Below are 24396 nucleotides of genomic sequence, written 5' to 3'. Positions count from 1 at the left end.
GATCAGTTTTACATGAAATCCATCCAGTCTCAATAATTGCTTTGTACAATAGAAGAGATGAAGTTCAAAGGGGAGAAATCTAATGAAACGTATACAATCCATTCGAATGGTCTGTTGTTTGATTTTGGTGATATTTAGTCTGCAATCTTTACTGCCTAGTATGATGACTGCTGAGGCGTTTTCTTCTTCTGAGAAAAAGGAGACTTTATGGAAACAAACAAAGCCGATGAACATAAAAAAAGCCCGAAAACTGATAGGAGAAACGGTAACAGTGAGCGGAATCGTAACAGCAGATCAATCCGCTATAGGGAATGGGAAACTATCAACATATATTCAAGACAAAACAGCTGGTCTCAATATTTATTCTGCGCAGCCTAAGAATTTTCCAGAACTGAAAGCTGGCATGAAGGTCACGGTGACAGGCAAGATCACGACTTATAAAGGGCTCATTGAAATTGTGCCAGATCAAGACCATCTGAAGATTGATGCTGTGAATCAACCATTGCCTTCGCCAAAGAGAGTTTCAGTGAAACAATTGGAAACGGATCAGGCAGGTAAATATGAAGGAAGATTAGTGAAGATAAAAGGCTATGTAGAACAAGCGCCAGATCAGCCAGCTGGCGGTGGATACAATGTGGTCATCATCGATAAAAAATATCATAGCACAGTCCTTAGAGTCATGGTTGATACGGGTGCCATTGATCAAGTGAAGACCGGAAAATGGTATGAGTTTACTGGCGTTTTAAGCAGATACGATACGTTGCAAGTACTTCCAAGACATAAAACCGATGTCAAATTGCTGAAGCACCAGCCAAAGCCGCCAAAAATCAAAAAAGAATATGAGGCAACGGTAGATCGTGTTGTGGATGGAGATACCATTCATTTGAAGAAGCCTGTGCTCGGCACAACAAAGGTACGCTTCGTGAATATGGACACACCAGAAACCTACCACAAGCCAAAAAATGAATTAGATCAAAACCAGCTGCGTTTTGGACAAAAAGCGACGGATTATTTAAAAACCCTTCTTTCAAGTGGTGATCGAGTCACATTAAAGATTGGCCCGGAAGCAAAGGATGGATATGGACGTCTTTTAGCTCAAGTCAAAACCAAAAAAGGGCTGAATACGAACCTAGAGCTTGTGAAAAAAGGATATGCCCCTACTTATTTCATTTGGCCTGTTGGAGATGAAAAAGAGTATCTGATGTTCCAGCAAGCAGTGAAAGATGCCAAGGAAAAAGGGCTTGGTATTTGGAATGAAGAAGACCCTCTGCTAGAACAGCCGTTTGAATTTAGAGCACGCGAGCAGAAAAAAGGGCTCACACGTTATGTGGGTGATTCATCTGCAAAAACCTACGTATCACCTGACAGCTGGAATGAGATCGATGTGGATAAACGTATCTTTTTTGTTTCTAAAGAAGAAGCAGAGCAGGCTGGATATCAGGCGTCAGAATCAACCCGTGAAGTTCCATTAACCATTTTAAGCATGAATGATTTGCATGGGAAAATTGATCAGCAATATGAGCTGGATGTAAAAGGTGATGGCAGTAAAGGAACATATGGACGGATGGATTATGTGGCGGCTTATATAAAACAAAAGCAAGCTGCGCAAAAAAATACACTGACAGTTCATGCAGGAGATATGATAGGCGGAAGCTCGCCAATATCTTCTCTTTTACAAGATGAACCAACCGTTGAACTAATGGAGAACATCGGCTTTGACGTTGGGACAGTTGGCAACCATGAGTTTGATGAAGGTGTGGATGAACTATTGCGCATCTTAAAAGGTGGAGATCACCCGAAAGGCACAAAAGGATACGATGGGCAGAACTTCCCGCTTGTTTGTGCAAACTGTGAATACAAGGATACTGGCAAACCACTTTTACCAGCCTATGAAATCATGGATGTCGAAGGAATTCCTGTGGCTTTTATCGGGGTTGTGACAACATCAGCGGCAGGCATGGTCATGCCAGAAGGAATTAAAGACATTCAATTTACTGATGAAGTCAAAGCTGTCAATGAAGCAACGAAAGAATTAAAGCAAAAAGGAATTAAAGCGATCGCAGTTCTGGCTCATATGACCGCCTCTCAAAATGGCGATACCATTACTGGAGAAAGCGCAAGGCTCGCCAAAGAAGGTGATGACGAAATTGATGTCATTTTCGCTGGCCATAATCACGAAGTGGTTAATGGAGAAGTGAATGGAAAATTAATTGTCCAAGCCTTTGAATACGGAAAGGCAATTGGAGAAGTCAATGTCACACTTGACCGGAAAACAAAAGATATTGTCAAAAAGAGTGCAAACATCCAGTATGTAGACCAGGCTGGTATTGAAAAGGATCAGGAAGCAGCGGACATTTTAGCCCATTACGGAAAAGAAGTGGAGCCGATTATTAGTGAGGTTGTTGGAGAAGCTGGCGTCAAGATGGAAGGTGGCTATTCCAATGATGGTGATACACCACTTGGCAACCTCATTGCTGATGGTATGAGATATTCAATGAAAAGTGACTTTGCCATGATGAATGGCGGCGGTATCAGACAAAATCTCGAAAAAGGACCCATTACTTGGGGAGACCTCTTTAATATTCAGCCATTTGGAAATGTGTTAGTAAAGCTGGACATCAAGGGGAAAGATTTAGTTGATATCATTGAAGCTCAAATATCTCCTCAATTTGGACCAGATTATAGCATTTCAGGCTTTTCTTATTCGTACGATCCGTTAACATATAAAGTAGTCGACTTAAAACTGCCTGATGGTTCTTCCGTTGATTTCGATAAAACGTATACACTCACAGTGAACAACTTCATGGCGACTGCCACTGGAAGTAAGTATGCACCGATTGGGCGGCTAGGGAAAAATCCGGAAACAGGCCCAGAAGATTTAGAAGCAACGGTTGCTTTTGTAAAGAGCTTCGAGGGAGCTTCTATTGTGTATCAAAAAGAGGGCCGAATTCAACAAGCAAAACAAGAAGAAAAGGCAGCAGCAAGCTAAAGAATCATCAGCAAAGACAAAGGAGTTAACGCATGAAAAAATGGCTTGCAGTGATTGTTATGTCAGCGGGGATTGTGGTGCTTGGCTGGGGAATTTGGCAAATCGCTTCTACTCACTTACAAACAGCACATTCGTTAGAGGAAGCAAAGAAGGTCGTAGAAACTGATCAAGGGATGACAAAGGAAAAATTTTCACCTGAAATGGGGAAAGCCTCTGGCATTCTGACCATTCCGAAATTAAAAGCCGATTTGCCGATTGTTGAAGGGACAGATGCGGACGACCTTGCCAAAGGCGTCGGTCATTATAAAGGCAGTTATTATCCTGATCAAAATGGACAAATCGTTTTGTCGGGACACAGGGATACGGTCTTCCGCCGGACTGGTGAACTGGATATTGGGGATCAGCTGAAAATCACTGTACCGTATGGTGAGTTTGTTTATGAAATTACGCATACGAAAATTGTGGATCAGCATGATACATCCATTATTACCTTACAAAATAAAAAAGAAGAGCTTGTGTTAACCACATGCTATCCATTTCATTTTGTCGGCAACGCACCAGAGCGGTACATTATTTATGCGAAAAGAGCATCTGTCTAACGTCAAAAGAGCCTGTATGATCAGGCTCTTTTTTCTACATATTGTCAATTAATTCAGCCATATCAGGTGGGAGCGGTGCTTCTATCGTCAGCTTTTCACCTGTGAATGGATGGTTCATGTCTACTTGTTTGGCATGAAGGGCGCATCTGTGTATCAGGTCACGCTTCCCGCCATATAATGTATCGCCAGCTAAAGGATGCCCGAGACTGCTAAGATGGACCCGAATTTGATGCGTTCTGCCTGTTTCTAATCGCAGCTTAACGGCCGTCATCTGTAAACGTTTATTGAGATGGAAGACCTCATAATGAGTCTTGGCGCTTTGACCAGTAGGAGAAACCCTCCTTCTGACGGCATGGTGTTTATCACGTCCAATGGCTGCTTGGATCGTTCCTTTCTTTTTCTTAAACAGTCCTTGTGCGATGGCAAGATACGTTCTGTTAATTGCTTTTTTTGAAAGCATTTGATCGAGTACAGCATGTGCCAACCTGTGTTTGGCAAAAATGACGGTGCCACTTGTGTCTTGATCCAGCCTATGTATATGTCTGACCCGCTTTTCTTCTCCATTTGCTTGAAAATGGAAAGCGACTAGGTTCGCCAGCGTACCTGTTTGTCCTTTTTCATTTGGATGCGTCGGCCTTCCAGCAGGCTTTTGGACAATTAATAAATGCTCGTCTTCAAAGAGTACCTCTAATTCACCGTATTCTGGCGTTACATCACTTTCTTCCGTCTCAAATAAATCAATGAGAATCTGATCACCTGTACTCACTTTTGCAGCATGGTGTGCAGGTTTTTGATTGAGACGGACTTTTTGGTGCTCCATCCAAAAATGGATAATCGGTTTAGAGGCAGACACTTCCTCTTTTAAAAATTGACTTAAGGAAATGCCATTTTGCTGCTCACCTACTTTTAGGGAGAGCGTGTGTCCTTTTATGATCATGATATTCGTCCTCTCTTTGGGTATATATAGGAAACACTTACCTTAGCGAATGCCTTTTTTTCTGTGCTATTCTGAATGGAGTAATAACGACAGAGAGGTAGATGCCACGTGAGATTAATGAAAGCTGCGACAGACCTTCAAGAGCAGGCAATTGAAGAAGTATCAAAGGAAATCGAAGATCTTTTATCCCATTCTGTCAATGGAGAAGAGCAGGAAAAACAATCCCCGCTTACATTCATTGATGGTGTGTATAACGGGACAATGGATGATGCTTTTCGTATCTTATCAGGTCTTCAGCTATTACATACCATTATTTTAAAGCCGAAGCGACATATCACAAAACGAGATCGTGAGTTATTTGAACTCAACCGTGAACAAGTTAATGCGTGCGGCTTTTCTTTCCCGTTTGATTTAGATGATTTTGCAGGCCGTCACCTTCAAAATGCGTAAAAGTTGGTGTGAACTTCCTTGTTAACTTACAAGGTCGTCGCACATACTATTTTTAAGGGAACGGAGAAACCTTCAAGATCTGTAATACCAATTCCGCTCTTTTTCAACAATGTCTATTCTCCACGAATCGGAGCGCTTGGATCTCTTGCAGAAAGAATCGAACATGACAGGAGCCTGACAAAACGATGCAGGCTCCTTTTATACATAATCATTTTAGCAGACATTCATCTTTGAAAGTCAATTTTATTCACGATATGATAGCAGTATGGAAGATATTTCAGACTTTCGGAAAAAAGGAGTGGCCTCTTTGGTAAAGGCGATTATATTTGATTTTGATGGATTAATTTTAGATACAGAAACACATGAATATGAGGTTCTGCAGGAAATGTTTGCGGAGCATGAATCGGAGCTGCCTCTATCTGTATGGGGAAATGTGATTGGAACGCAGGCAGGTTTTAAGCCTTTTGAATATTTGGAAGAGCAGTTAGGGAAGACATTAGATCATGAGGCACTCACAGAAGACCGGCGTTCACGTTTTCAAAAGAGAATGAAGGACGAAGCAGCAAGACCTGGTGTAGAAGCTTATTTAGAAGCGGCAAAGGAGCTTGGAATTAAGATTGGACTTGCTTCCAGCTCAGATTATAAATGGGTGTCTGATCACCTGAAACAAATTCGACTTTTCGATTACTTTGAATGTATCCGCACGTCAGACGATGTGGAAGAAGTGAAGCCTCACCCAGAACTTTATTTGCAAACCGCACAATGCTTAGGCGTTGAGCCAAAGGATTGCGTGGCATTTGAAGACTCTGTGAATGGGTCAATCGCTGCCAAACGAGCGGGTATGAAATGTGTCATCGTGCCAAATAAAGTGACGAGCACACTGCAGTTTGAAGAATATGACGCGAGATTAGAATCCATGGCTGAAATCGAATTGCTCCAGCTATTCCATCAGCTTGAAAAAGAGGATCAGTAAGGGGGCAATACATCATGGCAGAAAAACTAGATTTAACGCGATTTGAAAAAAGAATGGTGATTCGAAATATTAGAGAAGAAGATATCGACCGAATCATTGCATTGCAAGAGGTATGCTTTCCAGGCATGGACCCTTGGAAAAAAGAGCACCTTGAAAGCCACCTTGAACATTTCCCAGAAGGCCAGTTCTGTGCGGAATTCGAGGGAGAAATTATTGGCTCATGTTCAAGTTTATTAATTAACTTTGATGAATACGATGATCGTCACACATGGCAGGACATCACAGATGATGGATATATCACAAACCATAATCCAGATGGGATGAATATGTACGGAATTGAAGTAATGGTCAGTCCTGAGTACCGCCGGATGAAAATCGGTCATCGTTTATATGAAGCAAGAAAAGACTTAGCGAGAAGATTAAATTTAAAAAGCATCATTATTGGCGGACGTATCCCGAATTATCATAAATATCAAGAGGAAATGACGCCTCGCCAATATGTAGAGCAAGTTATGCTGCACCAAATTTATGATCCTGTGCTATCTTTTCAGCTGTTAAATGAATTTAGCCTGATGCGGATCAATCCGAATTACTTGCCGGATGATAAAGCTTCCAGCACGTACGCAACGCTAATGGAATGGAACAATGTCGATTATCGCCCGCAATCGAAAAGATATTATAAATCGGCGTTCCCAGTACGTATTTGTGTCATTCAATATGCAATGAAGCAAATTCATTCCTTTGAAGAGTTTATGAATCAAGTGGAGTATTACGTGGATGTGGCATCAGATGCGTCAGCTGACTTTGCCGTTTTCCCGGAAATCTTTACAACGCAGCTTATGTCATATTTAGAAGAGAGATCACCAAGTCTAGCAGTGCAGCGGATCACAGAATATACTGAGGACTACATCAATTTGTTTACAGATCTCTCGGTCAAGTACAACATTAATATCATTGGTGGTTCTCATTTCGTTGAAGAGGAAGGGAAAATCTATAATATCGCCTATTTATTTAGACGTGATGGAACGATTGAAAAGCAATATAAGCTGCATATCACGCCGAATGAAAGAAAATGGTGGGGGATTTCAGCTGGTGACCAAGTCCGGGTATTTGATACGGACTGCGGTAAAATTGCGATCCAAATTTGCTACGATATTGAATTCCCTGAGCTTGCTCGAATTGCAGCTGACAAAGGAGCGAAAATTATTTTCACTCCATTCTGTACAGAAGACCGTCAAGGCTATTTACGAGTGCGTTACTGTGCGCAGGCGAGAGCGGTTGAAAATCAGATATATACGGTCATTTCTGGAACAGTCGGAAACCTTCCGCAAACAGAAAACATGGATGTCCAATATGCACAATCAGCCATCTTTGCACCATCTGATTTTGAATTCGCAAGAGATGGCATTGTAGGGGAATGCAACCCGAATATTGAAATGGTGGTTGTCGGTGATGTCGACTTAGAAATATTAAGAAGGCAGCGTCAAGATGGGACGGTTCGTCAGCTGAAAGACCGAAGAAGAGACGTGTACCATATTGAATATAAGAAATAATCAAAACAAGCGCCCCGCAGTTATGCGAGGCGCTTTTCTGTATGTTTACATTTTCTTTAATGCCACTGTAGCAAAATGGGCAATGCTTTTGGCAGCTAAAAATGGAACGTCTGATTTAACAAGAGATTGATAAATCGTTTTTTCTACTTGTTTCCATGTAAGATCAGACTCTTCTAAAAGATTTTTTAAATCAGGTCCTACATGCTGGTTGAAAAACTGTTCAAATTGTTCACGTTTTTCTTGTCCGGCAATCACTTCTAATTTTTGTAGCCACTTTTCTTGTTTTTGGAAAGATTGTTCGATGTTTTGTTTAATGGTGTCTGTTGTTGAAGGAAGCTGAAAATCACTTTCTGCTGTCACCTGCTTCGTTTGAATAGATGCAGCATCAGCTGTCTGTGTAATAGGTGAAGCGAATAAAAGGACAGTGGTGGAGAGCATCAAAGATTTTGCGATTGTTTTCATTAAGAAAACCTCCTAGTTCATTTAGTATTGTGCACGAGATTTATTATACATTTTTGTTAAAATAAGGTAATGAGACTTACCGCTTATTTTTTCATGCGACAAAGGGATGCCAAATGAAAAGACGAATATACTGAATGGAAATGATGTTTTACAAAGGGAGAGGGATATGGGGCGACAATCTAAACATCTGTATATCAATTTGCCGGTTAAGCATGTAAATGAGTCAAAGGCTTTCTTTGAACAGCTGGGGTTTGACTTTCAACAAGAACTGACGAATGAACATGCTGCTTGTTTTGTGATGAATGAGACGATCACAGTCATGCTGTTATCACTTAAGCATTTCCAATCCATTTCAGAGAAGGAATTGGTAGATGCCAGAAATGGCGCAGAGGTCATTATCTCTTTACAGGTCGAGACGAGGGAAGAGGTTGATGAGCTTGTGGAGCGTGCGATTGCAGCTGGTGGTTCACCGTTTAAAGAAAAACAAGACCATGATTTCATGTATGGCTGGAGCTTTCAGGATCGTGATGGTCATTTATGGGAAGTGTTTTATATGGATGAGGAGAGAAGCGACCTTTCATAAGGAAGCTTCTTTTTTATTGATGATCAGTGGTATGATAAGAGGGTAAAAAAGAAGGAATTCATCTAGAGAAAAGTAGGTGCTACATGGAGTTTTTACTTGTCTTAATGCCAGTGTTCGGCATATTCCTTATAGGGTATATTGGGCAGAAGACAATTGGTTTTGATATACATACGCTCTCATCAATGTCTTTATATTTAATGTCACCATTTCTTGCGTTTGAAACCTTTTATCAAAATAAAGTATCGATGGACTATGTGTACTTATCAATATTTGTCGTAGGGCTTTGTCTTTCACTTGTTTTATGTGTCTTCATTTTATCTCGAATTTACGGGTATTCGAATGAAACGTATTGTGCCATGATTTTGTCATCAGCATTTATGAATAATGGAAATTATGGCACGCCTGTTGTCCTTCTTGTTTTTGGAGCAGCTGGTTTAGATATTGCGATTGTGCTAATGGTCCTTCAGCAGCTCGTCATGAGTACGATCGGCATGTATTATGCAGCAAAAGGTGGAGAGGACGCGGGAGACTTGAAGGTCGTTCTAAAAAAAGTGCTGCGTATGCCTGTTGCTTACGGGGCTCTTCTTGGTCTATTATTTCAGCTCATTGACCTTTCATTACCTAAAGAGCTTATGACAGGTGTTCAGCTGGTCGGGGATGCAGCGATACCGACGATTATGCTGATTTTAGGTATGCAGCTCGCAGTGATTTCTTTTAAACAAGTGGATTATCGTAATATTTCCTATGCGGTGCTGCTGAAGCTGTTTATCTCACCACTCATCGCATTCGGCTTTACGCTTATTTTACCGGTAGATGATTTGGTGAAACAAATTATGATTTTAGTTGCAGCGATGCCGACTGCGGCGAATACCACGCTGATGGCTGTGCAATTTCGAACGAAACCTGAGTTTGTCTCAAGCACGACGTTTCTCAGTACGATTTTCAGTATTGTGACTTTACCTGTTTTATTATGGATTTTATCCATGCACCCTCTGGGATAGGGGACGGCAAACAAAGGGGGACTTATGAATGAATGTAGATGTTCATTTTCAAGTAAGTGATGTGTTAAAAACGAAGCATTTTACGCATGCGAAAGTGTTAGCTGGGGAAAAGGGATTGTTTCGGCAGGTAAAATGGGTACATGTACTTGAAGTGCCTGCTGTAGAGGATTTGTTAAACGGAGGCGAGCTGATCTTAACGACGGCCGCAGGCTTCCATGATCAATTGGAAGTCTTTCAGGCGTTTTTAAGACAGTTGATTGACTCAGGTGCGGCTGGATTATGTATTGAGTTTGTACCGCTCCGGTTTGATGTACCGGAAGAACTGATTATTTATGCAGAAGAACGTGATTTTCCGCTAATTCTGTTTACAAAAGAAGTGAAGTTCGTCAATATTACACAGCATCTCCATACGATGATGATTGAACGTCAGTATCAGATGATGGCAGATTTAGAAGCCTTGTCGTCAAAGTTGAATGAGCTTTTACTAACTCCTCATCCGCAGATGGATATTTTGGATCAAGTGTATCAGCATGTGAGAGGGATACTACTGCTGATCCCTGTTCAAGGTGAGCCGATTATTTTATGTGATTCTTCCAAACAAACAGAAGAGCTGGTGATGAATTATTTGCAATATGCTTCATTACCAAAAGGATATGAAGTGACGCAAAAACAAGTCCTTGCACTCAAACAAACCTTTGCAGACCTCGTCCTCATTCATCAATCGAACACACTCTCGGAATTTGAACTGCTTGTGATGGATAAAGGAGCGAATGCCCTTGCCCAGCAAACTTTAAGAGAGCTGTATACAGAAGAGCTGAAGAAGACAAAAGAGAATGAATGGCTGCAAAAATGGTTTCATGAAGATCATACAGAAAGAGAGATCATAGAACACCTTGAGGAGACAGAAGGGCTGAAAAAACCGACCGGCTGTGTGGTGATGCTCTTTCAAAAAAACCACCAAATAGAAGAAATCGCAGGGAATCTTTATTTTCTTGTCTCTTGCCGTTCTATTTTTCAGCGTGCTGGTTTCTATTTGATTGTGTACGAGCATCAAGGACAAACCTTATTTATTTTATTGAATACAAGAAAAGTTGAGGACTGGAAAGAGCGTGCAGAAAAAGCGGCAAACGACATCACGCAATTATATGACCGTGAGAAGCCCGGCGAGGCAGTCATCAATTATGGAATCGGTTCATATTGTGAGCAATTTCAGCACATGAGAAAAAGTTTTCAAGCAGCGAAAGAAGTGCTGCATTTAAAGAAAGTGATGCCGCAACGGATAAAAAGCCCATTTTATCAAGATTTACATATGCTTCGATTGATGCCTGTCATGAAAGAAAGCGGGTTATTAGAATGCATGGTGAAAGAGTATTTGGAGCCGGTGATTTTATATGATAAACAAAATAGCGGCAGGCTCTATCAGACGCTGAATATCTTTTTACAGACAAACGGTTCTAAAAAAGAAACCGCAAGCCAGCTCTATATTGTGAGGCAGACGCTTTATCACAGATTGGATAAGCTTCATGCTTTACTTGGTGAGGATATGATGCAAGCGCCAAAACGTCAAGCGCTTGAATTTGCGATCATTGCTTATGAATTTTTACAGGGAAATCGCCATTAACGGTATATGTTAGATTTGCCAAGGGATCAAGTAGAGTGTCTCATCGTTCTTTTCAATCAGTTGACGATCTGTCTAATGTAATGTGTCTGGCCCCTTTTTTATAATGAGAGTAACGACACGGGCGGTCTTGTTTTCATATGCCTCACTTTTTATCCATATAATGAATGGAGAGGTCATATGCAGGACCGGTTTAAGTTTCTTTGATGATGAAAACGGATACATGGGGGCGTGGGAAGATGAAAACACATAACGCACAAGATCTTCAAGCGAAAGATGATCAGTACATTTGGCATCATATGAAAGGGACAAACAAAGAAAATGAAAGTATGGTGATTCATGAGGCAGAAGGCGCATGGGTGACAGATATTCATGGAAATCGCTATTTAGACGGAATGTCAGGACTATGGTGTGTAAATGCCGGATATGGACGTAAAGAGCTTGCAGAAGCGGCGTATAGGCAATTAAATACGATGCCTTACTACCCACTGACACAAAGCCATGTGCCAGCGATTCAGCTGGCTGAGAAGCTCAATGAATGGCTAGACGGGGACTATGTGATCTTCTTTTCTAACAGTGGTTCTGAAGCGAATGAAGCGGCATTTAAGATTGCCAAACAATATCATGCGCAAAAGGGAGAGAGTACACGAACAAAATTCATTTCCCGATATCGATCGTATCACGGCAATACAGCAGCAGCTCTTGCCGCAACGGGTCAAGCGCAGCGTAAGTACAAATATGAACCGTTAGGACAGGGGTTTATCCATGTCGCACCGCCTGATATGTACCGGCACCCTGAAGATCAAGAGAGCTTGGCAAGTGCTGATGCAATCGATCAAGCAATGACGTGGGAATTAAGTGAGACCATTGCTGGCGTCATCATGGAGCCGATGATTACAGGAGGCGGTATCTTAATGCCGCCAAAAGGGTATTTGAAGAAGGTCAAAGATATCTGTGAAGCCCATGGAGCGCTTCTCATTGTAGATGAAGTCATATGCGGCTTTGGCCGGACAGGAAAGCGGTTTGGATTTATGCATGAGGAAGTGAAACCAGATATCATCACCATGGCAAAAGGGATCACAAGTGGATATTTACCGCTATCTGCAACGTGCGTGAAACGAGACATTTATGAAGCGTATGCAGGAGAAGATACGTATGACAGGCTACGGCATGTGAATACATTTGGCGGTCACCCTGCTTCCTGTGCGGTGGCACTTGCTAATCTAGAGATCATGGAAAACGAGCAATTAGTGGAGCGGTCAGGCACGCTTGGCCAAGACATGCTCGAACGTTTGCAAGAGTTAAAAGAGCATCCATTTGTCGGTGATGTGAGAGGAAAAGGCCTGCTGTTTGGAATTGAGCTTGTGCAGGATCAGGCGTCAAAAAAGCCAGCTGATCCAAGTGTAGTCGGTCAATTGATTGCAGAATGTAAAAAGCGAGGATTGATCATCGGGAAAAATGGCGATACAGTGGCTGGCTATAATAACGTGGCACAGCTCGCCCCACCGCTAAATATCACTGATGAAGACGCCTCATTCATTATTCATACTTTAAAAGAAAGCATGGCACAATTATAGCAGAGATTTCTCTGCTTCAGATTGTTGACAAAGGGCTAAAATATTATTTATTTTAGCCCTTTGTCTTCTTTTCAGCGTGATAGAAAACCTTTGCAGCCCTAGGAAGGACGAGTACTGGCGCGGAGCGAATTTGGCATTCGTGAGCACCAGCACGCAGGACTGACAAAGAATGCGAGGGTTTGCCTACACGCTGTAGCAGAGAGGTTTCTCTGCTTTTTTCTATGTCCAGAAAGGATCAGGTTTTAATTGATCTGCTAGGCTGAATGGTCAATGGGCACACTAGGTGTATTGAAAAAAACATGCGATTCTATTACTGTAAGGAGAAGATAGAACCAATACACATTAGAAGGAGACGGCATATGAGTTTTCATGATCAACCCATTCTACCTGCTGTTCGCAATATGAAGCAATTTGAGGAATTTTTAAAAAGTCCATTTACATATGGGGTCTTACTAGATGTTCACTTAGGGCGGCTTAAGGGCATCATGAATGAGGCGAATGCACATCATAAAAAAATGTTTGTCCATGTCGATCTCATTCACGGAATCAAACATGATGAGTACGGAACGGAATTTATTTGTCAGGAAATGAAACCAGCTGGTATTATTTCTACTAGGTCTTCTGTCATAGTAAAAGCCAAGCAGAAAAAGGTATATGCCATCCAGCGAATGTTTTTACTTGATACAAGTGCGATGGAAAAAAGCATGGAGTTTGTCGGAAAACATCGTCCAGATTTTATTGAAGTATTGCCGGGTGTCGTGCCAGATTTAATTACAGAAGTGCGCGAAAGAGCTGGAATACCAATATTTGCAGGAGGATTTATCCGAACAAAAGAAGATGTAGAACGGGCGCTTGCAGCAGGGGCGACAGCAGTCACCACATCGAATACAGAGCTTTGGAAAGCATTCCAAAAGTGAAAAAGATAAAATGTGAAAATTGATTGACAACGTTTTCATCCTCTGATACTATAGCACTAAGTTAATATCATGTGATGGAGAAACGGAGATCCACAACGACACTTTACTAGGTGACAAATGACCCTGATGTAAAGTATGTTTGTTGTGGATCTTTTTTTCTGTATCTTTTCTACACATTTATAGGGGATGGCAACTGAACCAGAGGAGGAATTTTTCATGACACCATTTTGGGGTGAAGTCGTTGGTACAATGCTTCTGATTATTTTTGGAGGCGGTGTGTGTGCGGCAGTCAGTTTAAAGAAATCGCTCGCTTATCAGTCCGGTTGGATTGTAATCGCTTTCGGATGGGGATTTGCAGTAGCGATTGCAGCTTATGCCACTGGAGGAATTAGCGGTGCACATTTAAACCCGGCGCTGACAATAGGTCTTGCATTAGAAGGAAGTTTTCCTTGGGCTGATGTTCCAATGTATATTGTCGGTCAAATGCTTGGCGCATTACTCGGAGCTATTATTGTCTTCTTACATTACTTACCACACTGGAAAGCGACAGACGATCCAGGTGCAAAACTAGGCGTATTCTCAACTGGTCCTGCGATTCCGCATACTTTTGCAAACGTGCTCAGTGAAGTCATTGGTACATTTGTATTGGTGGTAGGAATTTTAGCGATTGGTGCAAATAAATTTGCAGACGGAGTCAATCCGCTGATTGTTGGTTTCTTAATTGTCGCGATTGGTCTTTCATTAGGTGGTACAACTGGTTACGCAATTAACCCTGCACGTGATTTAGGTCCAAGAATCGCACATGCCATTCTGCCGATTCCAGGTAAAGGTCCATCAAATTGGAAATATGCTTGGGTTCCTGTTGTTGGTCCAATTTTGGGCGGTGCATTTGGCGGTGTTTTCTATAATGCAGCCTTTAAAGCGAACGTCACACCAGCCTTTTGGATTGTAAGCGTTATTTTAGTTGTGGTATTGTTAGGACTCTATGTTTCTACGAAAAACCAGACAAATGCTGTCAATGAAAGTATGTAAGGGGAGGAAAACACCATGGCAAAAGAAAAATATATTCTCGCATTAGATCAAGGGACAACAAGCTCAAGAGCGATCTTATTTGATCAAGAAGGTAAAATTGCCCATACAGCTCAGAAGGAATTCAATCAATATTTTCCGAACCCAGGCTGGGTAGAACACAATGCAAATGAAATTTGGAGCTCTGTTCTATCAGTTATTTCAACTGCTTTAATCGAATCAGGAATTGAAGCAGATCAAATCGCCGGTATCGGAATTACGAACCAGCGTGAGACAGCTGTTGTTTGGGATAAACATACAGGCGCACCTGTTTACAATGCAATTGTTTGGCAGTCACGACAAACATCTGGTATTTGTGATGAGCTAAAAGCGCAAGGGCACGATGAAACGTTTAGAAATAAAACGGGTCTACTCATTGATGCTTATTTCTCAGGTACTAAAGTGAAATGGATTTTAGATAATGTCGAAGGTGCTCGTGAGAAAGCAGAAAATGGTGACTTACTGTTTGGCACAATCGATACATGGCTCATTTGGAAAATGACTGGCGGGCAATCACACGTGACAGATTATTCAAATGCATCAAGAACGTTAATGTTCAATATTTACGATCTGAAATGGGATGAAGAACTACTTGATATCTTAGGTGTTCCAGCTTCCATGCTGCCAGACGTCAAACCATCATCACACATTTATGGTGAAACAACAGACTATCACTTCTTTGGTAAAAATATTCCGATTGCAGGAGCGGCGGGAGATCAGCAGTCTGCGTTATTCGGTCAGGCTTGCTTTGAAGAAGGAATGGCGAAGAACACATATGGTACAGGATGTTTCATGTTGATGAATACAGGGGAAAAAGCAATTAAGTCGGATCATGGATTGTTAACGACGATTGCATGGGGCATCGACGGCAAAGTTGAATATGCTTTAGAAGGAAGTATTTTCGTTGCTGGCTCAGCGATCCAGTGGCTGCGTGATGGACTTAGAATGTTTAAAGACTCAAAAGACAGTGAAGCTTATGCTGAGCGTGTTGAGTCAACAGACGGCGTATATGTCGTACCAGCATTCGTTGGTTTAGGCACACCATATTGGGATAGTGATGTCCGAGGTGCAGTATTCGGTTTAACACGCGGTACTTCTAAAGAGCACTTTGTTCGTGCAACGTTAGAATCACTTGCTTATCAAACGAAAGATGTTTTAGATGCGATGGAAAAAGATTCAAACATCTCACTTAAAACATTGCGTGTCGATGGCGGGGCTGTAAAGAATGATTTCTTAATGGGCTTCCAAAGTGATTTGCTCGATGTACCAGTAGAACGTCCAGAAATTAATGAAACGACGGCACTCGGTGCGGCCTATCTTGCGGGAATAGCAGTTGGCTTCTGGAACGACCGTTCAGACATTGCAAAACAATGGAACCTTGACAAGCGCTTTGAACCTAAAATGGAAGAAGACAGCCGTGACTCGTTATACAGCGGGTGGAAAAAGGCTGTAAAAGCAGCTCAAGCTTTCAAATAAACAAAAAGTATGGTATACTTCAAGTAAGTTAATAGAACGGTTGGAGAACTGGAGAGACCGCAAGCACCGAAGTGTAGAAATACGCTTTGGGTGTTTGCGGTCTCTTTTTCTTTACCGTACAACATGGGAGGAACAAGAGATGACTTTTTCTAGCTTAGAAAGAGAACAAATGCTTCAGGACATGACAAAAAAACCATATGATGTGTTTATCATTGGTGGGGGTATTACAGGCGCAGGTACGGCACTTGATGCGGCTTCACGTGGAATGCGTGTCGGTCTTGCGGAAATGCAGGATTTCGCAGCAGGTACGTCTAGCCGCTCAACGAAACTAGTGCACGGTGGACTTCGTTATTTAAAACAATTTGAAGTGAAAATGGTCGCAGAGGTCGGTAAAGAGCGTGCCATCGTATACGAAAACGGTCCTCATGTGACAACGCCAGAATGGATGCTTCTTCCGATGCATAAAGGCGGGACATTCGGTAAGTTTTCAACTTCAATCGGACTTAGAGTATATGACTTTTTAGCTGGCGTTAAGCATAGTGAACGCAGAAGTATGCTAAGTGCGAAAGAAACACTTGCAAAAGAACCGCTTGTGAAAAAGGATGGCTTAAAAGGCGGGGGCTACTATGTTGAATACCGTACAGATGATGCACGTCTGACAATTGAAGTCATGAAAGAGGCTGTGAAATTCGGGGCAGAAGCGGTCAACTATGCGAAAGTAAAAGAATTTATTTATGATAAAGGCAAAGTTGTCGGTGTTGTCATTGAAGATGTCACAACACAGAAAACATACGATGTATATGCGAAAAAAATCGTCAATGCGACAGGTCCATGGGTCGATCAGCTAAGAGACAAGGACCACTCAAAAGAGGGGAAACATTTACAGCATACAAAAGGAATTCACTTAGTATTTGACCAATCTGTTTTCCCATTAAAACAAGCAATCTACTTTGACACACCTGATAAACGAATGGTCTTTGCGATTCCAAGAGAAGGAAAAACGTACGTGGGAACAACAGATACCGTTTACAAAAAACAGCTAGAACATCCGCGTATGACAAAAGCAGATCGTGATTACGTGATCAAAGCCATTCAATATATGTTCCCAGATCTTCATATTACAGAGAAAGACGTTGAATCTAACTGGGCTGGTCTTCGTCCACTCATTCATGAAGAAGGGAAAGATCCTTCAGAAATTTCTCGTAAGGATGAGGTATGGACATCATCTTCAGGCTTAATCACGATTGCCGGCGGTAAATTAACAGGTTACCGTAAAATGGCTGAACACATTGTGAATCTTGTACGTGATGGACTGAAAGAGGAAACTGGAAAAGATTTCGGACCATGTAAAACGAAACATATGCCAATTTCAGGTGGGCATGTAGGCGGTTCGAAAAATATGGCATCCTTTGTTCAAGCGAAAACGGCAGAAGGAGCATCCGTTGGTTTGACAGAACCGATTGCACAAAAATTAGCTGAGAAATATGGCTCAAACGTCAGCAATGTCTTCAAGCGTGTAGAGCAGCTTCAAGGGGAAGCAGACAAACGAAACATTCCCGCATATGTGTTGGCTGAACTAGTCTATTCGATCGAAGAAGAATTGGCTGTAACACCTGTCGATTTCTTCTTGAGAAGAACAGGCAGCCTATTATTTAATATCAATTGGGCAAAAACGTATGCACAGCCTGTTGTTGACTATATGGCAGATCGTTTTGGCTGGGATGAAGCGACAAAACAGAAACATCAAACTGAATTAGACCGACTATTCCATGAAGCAGTCGTACCGCTTGATGCTGAATAAGTAAAAAGCCGATCGTGTATCGGCTTTTTTTATTTTGTTCATCGTTTTTTCATATGTTCATGATATAACATGACATGAAGGATAATTCCATATAAAATAACAGTAGATGTTATTTTATTGATGATAAGAGCTGGGAGGACGACCATGAGTTGGAATACGAATTATGAGCGTTGGATCAATGAGAAGCACCTGGATACTGAGCTAAGGGAATGGCTGGAGGCACATCAAGATGATCATCAAGCGCTTGAAGACTGCTTCTACAAAAACCTTGAGTTTGGTACTGGAGGAATGCGCGGAGAAATTGGTGCTGGAACGAACCGAATGAATGTTTACACTGTTCGAAAAGCATCTGCTGGTCTTGCTGCGTATATTGCAGCACATGGAGAGGATGCAAAAAAAAGAGGCGTCGCCATTGCCTATGATTCACGCCATAAATCTCCTGAATTTGCGATGGAAGCGGCCAAAACACTTGCTTCGCATGGCATTCAAACATACGTATTTGACGAACTGCGTCCGACACCAGAACTCTCTTTTGCAGTTCGAGAACTGAATGCCTTTGCAGGGATTGTTGTGACAGCAAGTCACAATCCGCCAGAATATAATGGCTATAAAGTTTATGGAGAAGATGGAGGCCAAATGCCCCCATTTGAAGCAGATCAAGTCATTAAAGAAGTAGATGCCATCGAAAATGAATTAGCCATTTCAGTGGAATCAGAAGAAGTATTGAAGCAAAATGGTTTGATCCGCATGATTGGTGAAGAAATCGATCAAGCGTATATGGAAAAATTAAAAACGATTCGTGTGCACCCTGAGCTTGCAAAAGAAGTCGATGTTAAAGTGGTGTTTACCCCGCTTCATGGGACGGCGAATAAACCTGTCCGAAACGGACTTCAGGCCTTTGGTTATAAGCATGTGACGGTTGTACCTGAACAGGAGAAACCAGATCCGCAATTCTCGACGGTTACGTCTCCAAATCCAGAGGAGCATGCCGCTTTTGAATACGCCATCAAGCTTGGCGAAAAGCAAAATGCTGATATGTTGATTGCGACAGATCCAGATGCAGATCGATTAGGTATCGCTGTGAAAAATCATGATGGTGAATTTACCGTTTTGACTGGCAACCAAACAGGCGCCTTACTACTTCATTATTTATTATCTGAAAAACAAAAACTAGGTCAGCTGCCGCCTCGCCCCGTTGTGATGAAAACGATTGTGACAAGTGAGCTTGGGCGTGCTGTTGCCTCAGCATTTGGAGCTGACACGATTGATACGCTCACTGGCTTTAAATTTATCGGAGAAAAAATCAAGCAGTTTGAAGAAAGCGGAGAATACACGTTTCAATTCGGCTATGAAGAAAGCTACGGCTATTTGATCGGTGATTTTGCACGAGATAAAGATGCAGTTCAAGCGGCGTTATTAGCAGTTGAGGTCGCAGCCTTTTATAAGAAACAAGGGAAGTCATTATACGATGCGCTTGTTGATATTTTTAAGGAATTTGGATTTTACAGAGAAGGGTTAAAGTCATTAACCTTAAAGGGGAAAGTAGGAGCAGAGCAGATTTCTGCTATTCTTCATACCTTTAGATCAAACCCTCCAGCTTCTATCGCTGGTCAGCGCATTACGATCATTGAGGATTATCAATCAAGTCAAAGGCACCTTGTGGCTGAAAAGAAAGAAGAAACGATTCATCTGCCGGCATCAAACGTCCTGAAATATTTCCTTGAAGATGGCTCATGGTTTTGTTTACGACCTTCTGGTACGGAGCCTAAAGTCAAATTTTATATTGCAGTCAAAGGCACATCGTTAACAGACAGCGAAGAAAAGCTGAAACACTTATCAGAAGAAGTCATGAAAGTCGTCTATGACATTGTGGAAGAAACAGCTAAATAAAATATCAAAAAGCCATCATGTCATGCATGATGGCTTTTTCTCAGTCAAAAGGATGAGAAAAAATCATCCTTTTTGAGAAAGAGCCGCACAGATGCTCATGGTATAATCAACATATTGATCAGAGAGGCAGTAAAAGCCGGGGGTACACACGATGGGAGATTACCAAGAAAAAGTCAAAACATTAAAAACGTTAAAAGAAATTGCTGAAAAGCTAAATGAAGGGATGGAAATGAAGGAAACGCTTCATGAAGTGCTTCATATGCTTATGGAAGTGACAGGCTTTCAAACAGCATGGATTTATTTTATAGAAGAAGACGGATCGTATGAACTAATGGCAGAAGTATGCTTACCTGAAGCACTGGCAAAGGATCGAAAGCAATTGATGTGTCAAAACGATTGCTATTGCATCAACCGCTACACAAAAGGCTCACTGCAATCAGCGACCAATATCATCAATTGTAAACGGATTGAAACGGCGATTGAGCAAAAGCTTGGAGATACAGAAGGAATTACCCATCATGCAACCGTTCCGCTCCAAGCATGCAAGCGAACGTTTGGCTTATTAAATGTGGCGGCAAAAGGGAAGGTCACATTTACACAGGAGGAGCTGAATCTGCTTGAAAGTATTGCACTGCAAATTGGTACGGCTATTCAGCGTATGAAGCTTGTGCAAAATGAGCAGCAGCATGCACTGCTAGAAGAACGAAACCGGCTTGCGCAGGATTTACATGATTCTGTGAATCAAATGCTGTTTTCCGTGAGTTTGACTGCAAAGGCAGCGCGTCAAATGACAAGTGATCAAAAATTAGGTGAAATGATTGATTTTATTCAGCATTTATCACAAGATGCCCTCATTGAAATGCGCTCACTCATATGGCAGTTAAGACCAAAAGGACTTGAAAAAGGATTTACGACAGCGATTGAAGAGTATGCACAGCTTTTAGGTCTAAATTGTTCATTGTCTTTATCAGGCTGTATGGAAATAGATCATTCAAAGCACGAGACCTTATTTCGCGTATGCCAAGAAGCTCTCAATAATTGCCAAAAGCATGCGGGCGTTGAGAAAGTAGAGGTCAAACTAGAGCAATCAGGAGATACGTTTGGTATGAAAATCATCGATCAGGGAAAGGGATTTCAGTATGATGAACAAATGAGTCTTCCTTCACTCGGTCTGAAAGGTATGTCTGACCGCATCAAAAGAGCTGGAGGGACATTTTGTATAGAGTCTGAGCTTGGTAAAGGAACCACTATTCAAGTAAAGGTGCCATTTTCTCAAGAAAGGAAGGGATTGTCATGAGGGTAGTCATTGCAGATGATCATCACATTGTCCGAAAAGGACTGGTCTTTTTCTTGCAAACCCAGCCAGATGTGGACATCGTTGGTGAAGCATCCAATGGAGAAGAGGCACTACAGGTAGTGAGGCAGACAAAGCCTGACATTGTCTTGATGGATCTCTCTATGCCTGTAATGAATGGGATTGAGGCGACAAAGCAAATGACGCTGGATATGCCGGATGTCCGCATTGTCATTTTGACAAGCTATGCAGATAAGGACTATGTGATCCCTGCTATCCAAGCGGGAGCAAAGGCTTATCAGCTTAAAGATGTAGCACCTGAAAAGCTTCTCACGACAATGATTGAGGTGCAAAATGGTACGTACCAGCTAGATGGTCATATTACAGCGTTTCTTGTCCAGCATCTAACTGAACCTAAAGAGCAGAAATGGGCATTGATGAACGAGTTGACCAATAGGGAACGTGATGTTTTATTTGAGATTGCGAAAGGGAAAAGTAACAAAGAAATTGCCTCATCGCTGTTTATTTCTGAAAAGACTGTGAAAACTCACGTGTCTCATGTGTTATCAAAGTTAGAGCTGGCAGATCGAACTCAGGCCGCTCTCTATGCGGTAGATTATCAAAAAAATCAGCCGAAAGAGCTGTTGTAAACAGTCATGGTGGACATTTCAAAAGACTTCATGAGTATTTCTCATGAAGTCTTTTCTTCTTTATGAAAGGCGGTCAGTAAAAGGGTGAAAACAAAGAGCTAAAATAAAGTTCATTCTAGCCCTATGTCAACAATCTGAAAGAAAATCAGCCTTTTTCTTTATGTGTACATCGGTTCTGCATATGCTTCAGCAACGGCAGCCTCTGAAGCATGGTCGATATACTGCAGGAGTCCATATAAACATTTTTCAACATCTGCATCGTTCCGGTTAAATTGATACGCATGTAAGAAATGCTCAATACGTTTTGAGAGCAAATCATCTTGCGTACGGACCATAAGAATAAGTAAATTATCCCATTGCGAGCGATGCGTATAATAAAGTGCCTTATCATAATCTGCCACATTCATTAAACCTTCTCCTTTCCCTTGAGAAGTCCTCATTAGTTTGCTCGGATCAGGTCGACTTTTTCAGGGGAAAAGTTGGTGTCTGCATAAACTGGGTACCGGGAATTATAGGCTGAATAAATGCTTGATGTATGAAAAAGAACCAACCAGCAAAACCTAAACAAAATAGACATGAAAGTGAGAATATTGATATTATGCACCCGAAATTATGGATGCTTTTTGCAGCAGGAATTGTTTTATTTGGCAGTCTCATGGTTCATCCATCTTCACAAGCAGCTGTGCAGCCGGCAGAGAATTGGGAAAGACTTGCGTATACTGCCTTGCAAGATGAATATGAAGGCGCCGCTTTAAACGATTATCATTACATTGGACGTACACAAGTGAATGAAGATCAAACAAAAGATGTGTTTCGCGTGACCGTGAAGGAAGGCTCCACACGATTTGCAGCACATGCAGAAATTTATTTTCATCCAGTGACGGGTCATTTGATTAGTATTAACATATTTCGGTTATAAAAAAGCACCTCTTTTAAAAAGAGGTGCTCCAGCTGAAAAGAAGATTTATTTCATGCTTCCTTGAAGATATGAACGAATATCCACACCGAGTGAATCCGCTAAACGCTGTCCATAATCTTCATCTGCACGATAGAAGTTGCAGATCGCAAGTAATTTCGTTTTTTCATTTACGCCTTTCAAGTCAGCTGTCAGGTTTTTGATCAATGCTTGTTTCTCTTCTTCAGAGTAGCTTCGATATTTTTCTCCAGCTTGTTTAAAATCATTTGGTTTTTCAATTTTTTGTCTCACCATACGGTCACCGTGAAGAACGGGTTCACTTTCTTTGTAGTGAGGGTTTTCTTTTGGCTGATCGTCATAACGGTTTGGTTCATAGTTAATATGACCGCTTGGACGAGTTGTTGTCATAAAGCCATCCTGTTGGTTATTGTGTACAGGCGCATAAGGACAGTTCACTGGGATGCGCATGTAGTTTGCACCTAGGCGGTGACGCTGCGTGTCAGGATAAGAGAACAAACGACCTTGAAGCAGTTTGTCTTCAGATGCTTCAATTCCTGGTACTAGGGCACTTGGCGTGAAAGCAGCTTGCTCTGTTTCAGCAAAGAAATTTTCTGGATTGCGGTTCAGTGTCATGCGGCCCACTTTTTGCAGCGGATAATCTTCCTCGCTCCACGTCTTCGTCGGATCACATGGATCATAATCTAGTTCATCATAATCACTGAGCGGCATAAGCTGAACGTAAAGATCCCATGCTGGATAATTTCCTTTTTCAATACGATCATACAAGTCTCTTGTCGCATGCTGGAAGTCGTTTGCTTGGATTTCTGCAGCTTCTTCCATTGATAAATTGCGAATGCCTTCTGATGGTCTCCAGTGGTATTTCACATATTTTGTTTCTCCGTATTTGTTTACCCATCTAAACGTATGAACACCAGAACCGCGCATTTCAGCGTAGTTCGCAGGAATACCTTCGTCAGAGAAGAGCCATGTGAGCATGTGAGTGGATTCAGGTGTTAACGTCATAAAATCCCAATAACGGTCAGGATCTTGAATGTTGGTTACAGGATCTGGCTTAAGAGAGTGAACCATGTCAGGGAATTTGAGTGCATCACGAATGAAGAAGATCGGCAAGTTGTTCCCAACTAGATCATAGTTGCCTTCTTCTGTATAAAATTTGACAGCGAAACCACGAGGGTCACGTAATGTTTCAGGTGAACCTTTAGGGTGAATAACCGTTGAGAAACGGACAAAAACATCTGTTTGTTTTCCTTCTTCACTTAAGAAAGCTGCTCTTGTATGTTTCTCCATGCTATTTTCTACTTCAAACACACCATAAGCGCCAGCGCCTCTTGCATGAACAACACGCTCTGGAATACGTTCACGGTCAAAGTGTGCAAGTTTTTCAATCAAATGGTAATCATCAAGAAATGAAGGCCCTCTGTGACCAGCAGTTCTTGAGTTTTGATTATCGCCAACTGGCACGCCTTGATTCGTCGTCAAATTTTTATGATTAGAATTTGTCATTCTTTTTCTCCTCCTGTAAACAAAAAATGGTTTCTAGCAATCTATATACCCTAATTATATTGAATCAAACATGATAGTCAATATTTATTTATAATAATTTTAAATAAATTATTATTAC

The 24396-nt window shown here is 41.7% G+C and carries 21 protein-coding genes; 17 read left to right on the top strand and 4 right to left on the bottom strand.

What is annotated here, in order from left to right; genetic code table 11:
* Positions 1 to 82 precede the first annotated feature (82 nt).
* Together ACRRMM_RS09545 and ACRRMM_RS09540 are read left to right on the top strand one after the other, a co-directional pair.
* Positions 83 to 2989 (top strand): 5'-nucleotidase C-terminal domain-containing protein, encoded by a 2907-nt coding sequence (locus ACRRMM_RS09545; protein WP_125589183.1) that lies wholly within the window; start codon positions 83 to 85, stop codon positions 2987 to 2989.
* 32 nt (positions 2990 to 3021) lie between these two features.
* Entirely contained in the window at positions 3022 to 3588 is a 567-nt protein-coding gene (locus ACRRMM_RS09540) for a class D sortase (protein WP_025207002.1), read from the top strand.
* 34 nt (positions 3589 to 3622) lie between these two features.
* On the opposite strand, the gene ACRRMM_RS09535 is transcribed toward ACRRMM_RS09540, so the two are convergent.
* A complete protein-coding gene (locus tag ACRRMM_RS09535; protein WP_125589181.1) occupies positions 3623 to 4525 on the bottom strand; it encodes an RluA family pseudouridine synthase in 903 nt (300 codons plus the stop codon).
* Between the two features lie 108 nt (positions 4526 to 4633).
* Here ACRRMM_RS09535 and ACRRMM_RS09530 point away from each other — a divergent pair, with 108 nt between their 5' ends.
* The 3 genes from ACRRMM_RS09530 (at position 4634) to ACRRMM_RS09520 (ending at position 7501) form a co-directional block, all read left to right on the top strand.
* Positions 4634 to 4975: a DUF5365 family protein gene (locus tag ACRRMM_RS09530; RefSeq protein ID WP_035392580.1), complete on the top strand. Its 342-nt coding sequence runs from the start codon at positions 4634 to 4636 to the stop codon at positions 4973 to 4975.
* A gap of 307 nt (positions 4976 to 5282) precedes the next feature.
* Entirely contained in the window at positions 5283 to 5948 is a 666-nt protein-coding gene (locus ACRRMM_RS09525) for an HAD family hydrolase (protein ID WP_125589179.1), read from the top strand.
* A gap of 14 nt (positions 5949 to 5962) precedes the next feature.
* The gene (locus ACRRMM_RS09520; protein ID WP_007497061.1) at positions 5963 to 7501 is read left to right on the top strand and encodes a bifunctional GNAT family N-acetyltransferase/carbon-nitrogen hydrolase family protein; all 1539 of its coding nucleotides are present in this window, start codon (positions 5963 to 5965) and stop codon (positions 7499 to 7501) included.
* Between the two features lie 45 nt (positions 7502 to 7546).
* Here the strand turns inward: ACRRMM_RS09520 and ACRRMM_RS09515 are convergent, their stop codons facing one another.
* Entirely contained in the window at positions 7547 to 7963 is a 417-nt protein-coding gene (locus ACRRMM_RS09515; RefSeq protein ID WP_007497062.1) for a hypothetical protein, read from the bottom strand.
* A 166-nt stretch (positions 7964 to 8129) separates the two neighbouring features.
* Between ACRRMM_RS09515 and ACRRMM_RS09510 the strand changes: the two genes are divergently transcribed.
* The 11 genes from ACRRMM_RS09510 (at position 8130) to ACRRMM_RS09460 (ending at position 21838) form a co-directional block, all read left to right on the top strand.
* Positions 8130 to 8546 carry a VOC family protein gene (locus ACRRMM_RS09510; RefSeq protein WP_008349030.1) on the top strand — a complete coding sequence of 139 codons (417 nt, stop codon included), beginning with the start codon at positions 8130 to 8132 and terminating at the stop codon, positions 8544 to 8546.
* 83 nt (positions 8547 to 8629) lie between these two features.
* Positions 8630 to 9547, top strand: coding sequence for an AEC family transporter (locus ACRRMM_RS09505; RefSeq protein WP_125589177.1), 918 nt, complete (start codon positions 8630 to 8632; stop codon positions 9545 to 9547).
* 28 nt (positions 9548 to 9575) lie between these two features.
* A complete protein-coding gene (locus ACRRMM_RS09500; RefSeq protein WP_125589175.1) occupies positions 9576 to 11168 on the top strand; it encodes a PucR family transcriptional regulator in 1593 nt (530 codons plus the stop codon).
* 236 nt (positions 11169 to 11404) lie between these two features.
* Complete coding sequence (locus ACRRMM_RS09495) at positions 11405 to 12742, top strand: aspartate aminotransferase family protein (protein WP_428828843.1); 1338 nt, start codon at positions 11405 to 11407, stop codon at positions 12740 to 12742.
* A gap of 359 nt (positions 12743 to 13101) precedes the next feature.
* On the top strand, positions 13102 to 13659 hold the full coding sequence (locus ACRRMM_RS09490) for a glycerol-3-phosphate responsive antiterminator (protein WP_017360356.1): 558 nt from the start codon (positions 13102 to 13104) through the stop codon (positions 13657 to 13659).
* A gap of 216 nt (positions 13660 to 13875) precedes the next feature.
* Positions 13876 to 14691, top strand: a complete 816-nt coding sequence (locus ACRRMM_RS09485) for an MIP/aquaporin family protein (protein ID WP_008349011.1) — start codon at positions 13876 to 13878, stop codon at positions 14689 to 14691.
* Between the two features lie 15 nt (positions 14692 to 14706).
* Positions 14707 to 16203 carry a glycerol kinase GlpK gene (glpK, locus tag ACRRMM_RS09480; RefSeq protein WP_007497075.1) on the top strand — a complete coding sequence of 499 codons (1497 nt, stop codon included), beginning with the start codon at positions 14707 to 14709 and terminating at the stop codon, positions 16201 to 16203.
* A 139-nt stretch (positions 16204 to 16342) separates the two neighbouring features.
* Complete coding sequence (gene glpD, locus ACRRMM_RS09475) at positions 16343 to 18004, top strand: glycerol-3-phosphate dehydrogenase (protein WP_428828844.1); 1662 nt, start codon at positions 16343 to 16345, stop codon at positions 18002 to 18004.
* Positions 18005 to 18148: 144 nt separating this feature from the next.
* The gene (locus ACRRMM_RS09470; protein WP_017366919.1) at positions 18149 to 19894 is read left to right on the top strand and encodes a phospho-sugar mutase; all 1746 of its coding nucleotides are present in this window, start codon (positions 18149 to 18151) and stop codon (positions 19892 to 19894) included.
* Between the two features lie 151 nt (positions 19895 to 20045).
* Complete coding sequence (locus tag ACRRMM_RS09465) at positions 20046 to 21191, top strand: GAF domain-containing sensor histidine kinase (protein ID WP_368774960.1); 1146 nt, start codon at positions 20046 to 20048, stop codon at positions 21189 to 21191.
* Positions 21188 to 21838, top strand: a complete 651-nt coding sequence (locus ACRRMM_RS09460) for a response regulator (RefSeq protein WP_007497084.1) — start codon at positions 21188 to 21190, stop codon at positions 21836 to 21838. The genes ACRRMM_RS09465 and ACRRMM_RS09460 overlap by 4 nt, the downstream gene beginning before the upstream one ends.
* 158 nt (positions 21839 to 21996) lie before the next feature.
* Here ACRRMM_RS09460 and ACRRMM_RS09455 read toward each other — a convergent pair whose 3' ends face one another.
* On the bottom strand, positions 21997 to 22245 hold the full coding sequence (locus tag ACRRMM_RS09455) for a YhdB family protein (protein WP_008349000.1): 249 nt from the start codon (positions 22243 to 22245) through the stop codon (positions 21997 to 21999).
* 128 nt (positions 22246 to 22373) lie between these two features.
* Between ACRRMM_RS09455 and ACRRMM_RS09450 the strand changes: the two genes are divergently transcribed.
* A complete protein-coding gene (locus ACRRMM_RS09450; RefSeq protein ID WP_008348999.1) occupies positions 22374 to 22757 on the top strand; it encodes a YqzG/YhdC family protein in 384 nt (127 codons plus the stop codon).
* 45 nt (positions 22758 to 22802) lie between these two features.
* Here the strand turns inward: ACRRMM_RS09450 and ACRRMM_RS09445 are convergent, their stop codons facing one another.
* Entirely contained in the window at positions 22803 to 24278 is a 1476-nt protein-coding gene (locus tag ACRRMM_RS09445; protein WP_008348997.1) for a catalase, read from the bottom strand.
* Positions 24279 to 24396: the final 118 nt, after the last annotated feature.

Origin of the sequence: Bacillus sp. XT-4 (genome assembly GCF_050864245.1) — a bacterium.
GTDB lineage: Bacteria > Bacillota > Bacilli > Bacillales > Bacillaceae > Bacillus > Bacillus altitudinis.
The sequence above is the reverse complement of the archived record's forward strand: the minus strand, read 5'-3'. Positions and strand labels throughout refer to the sequence as shown.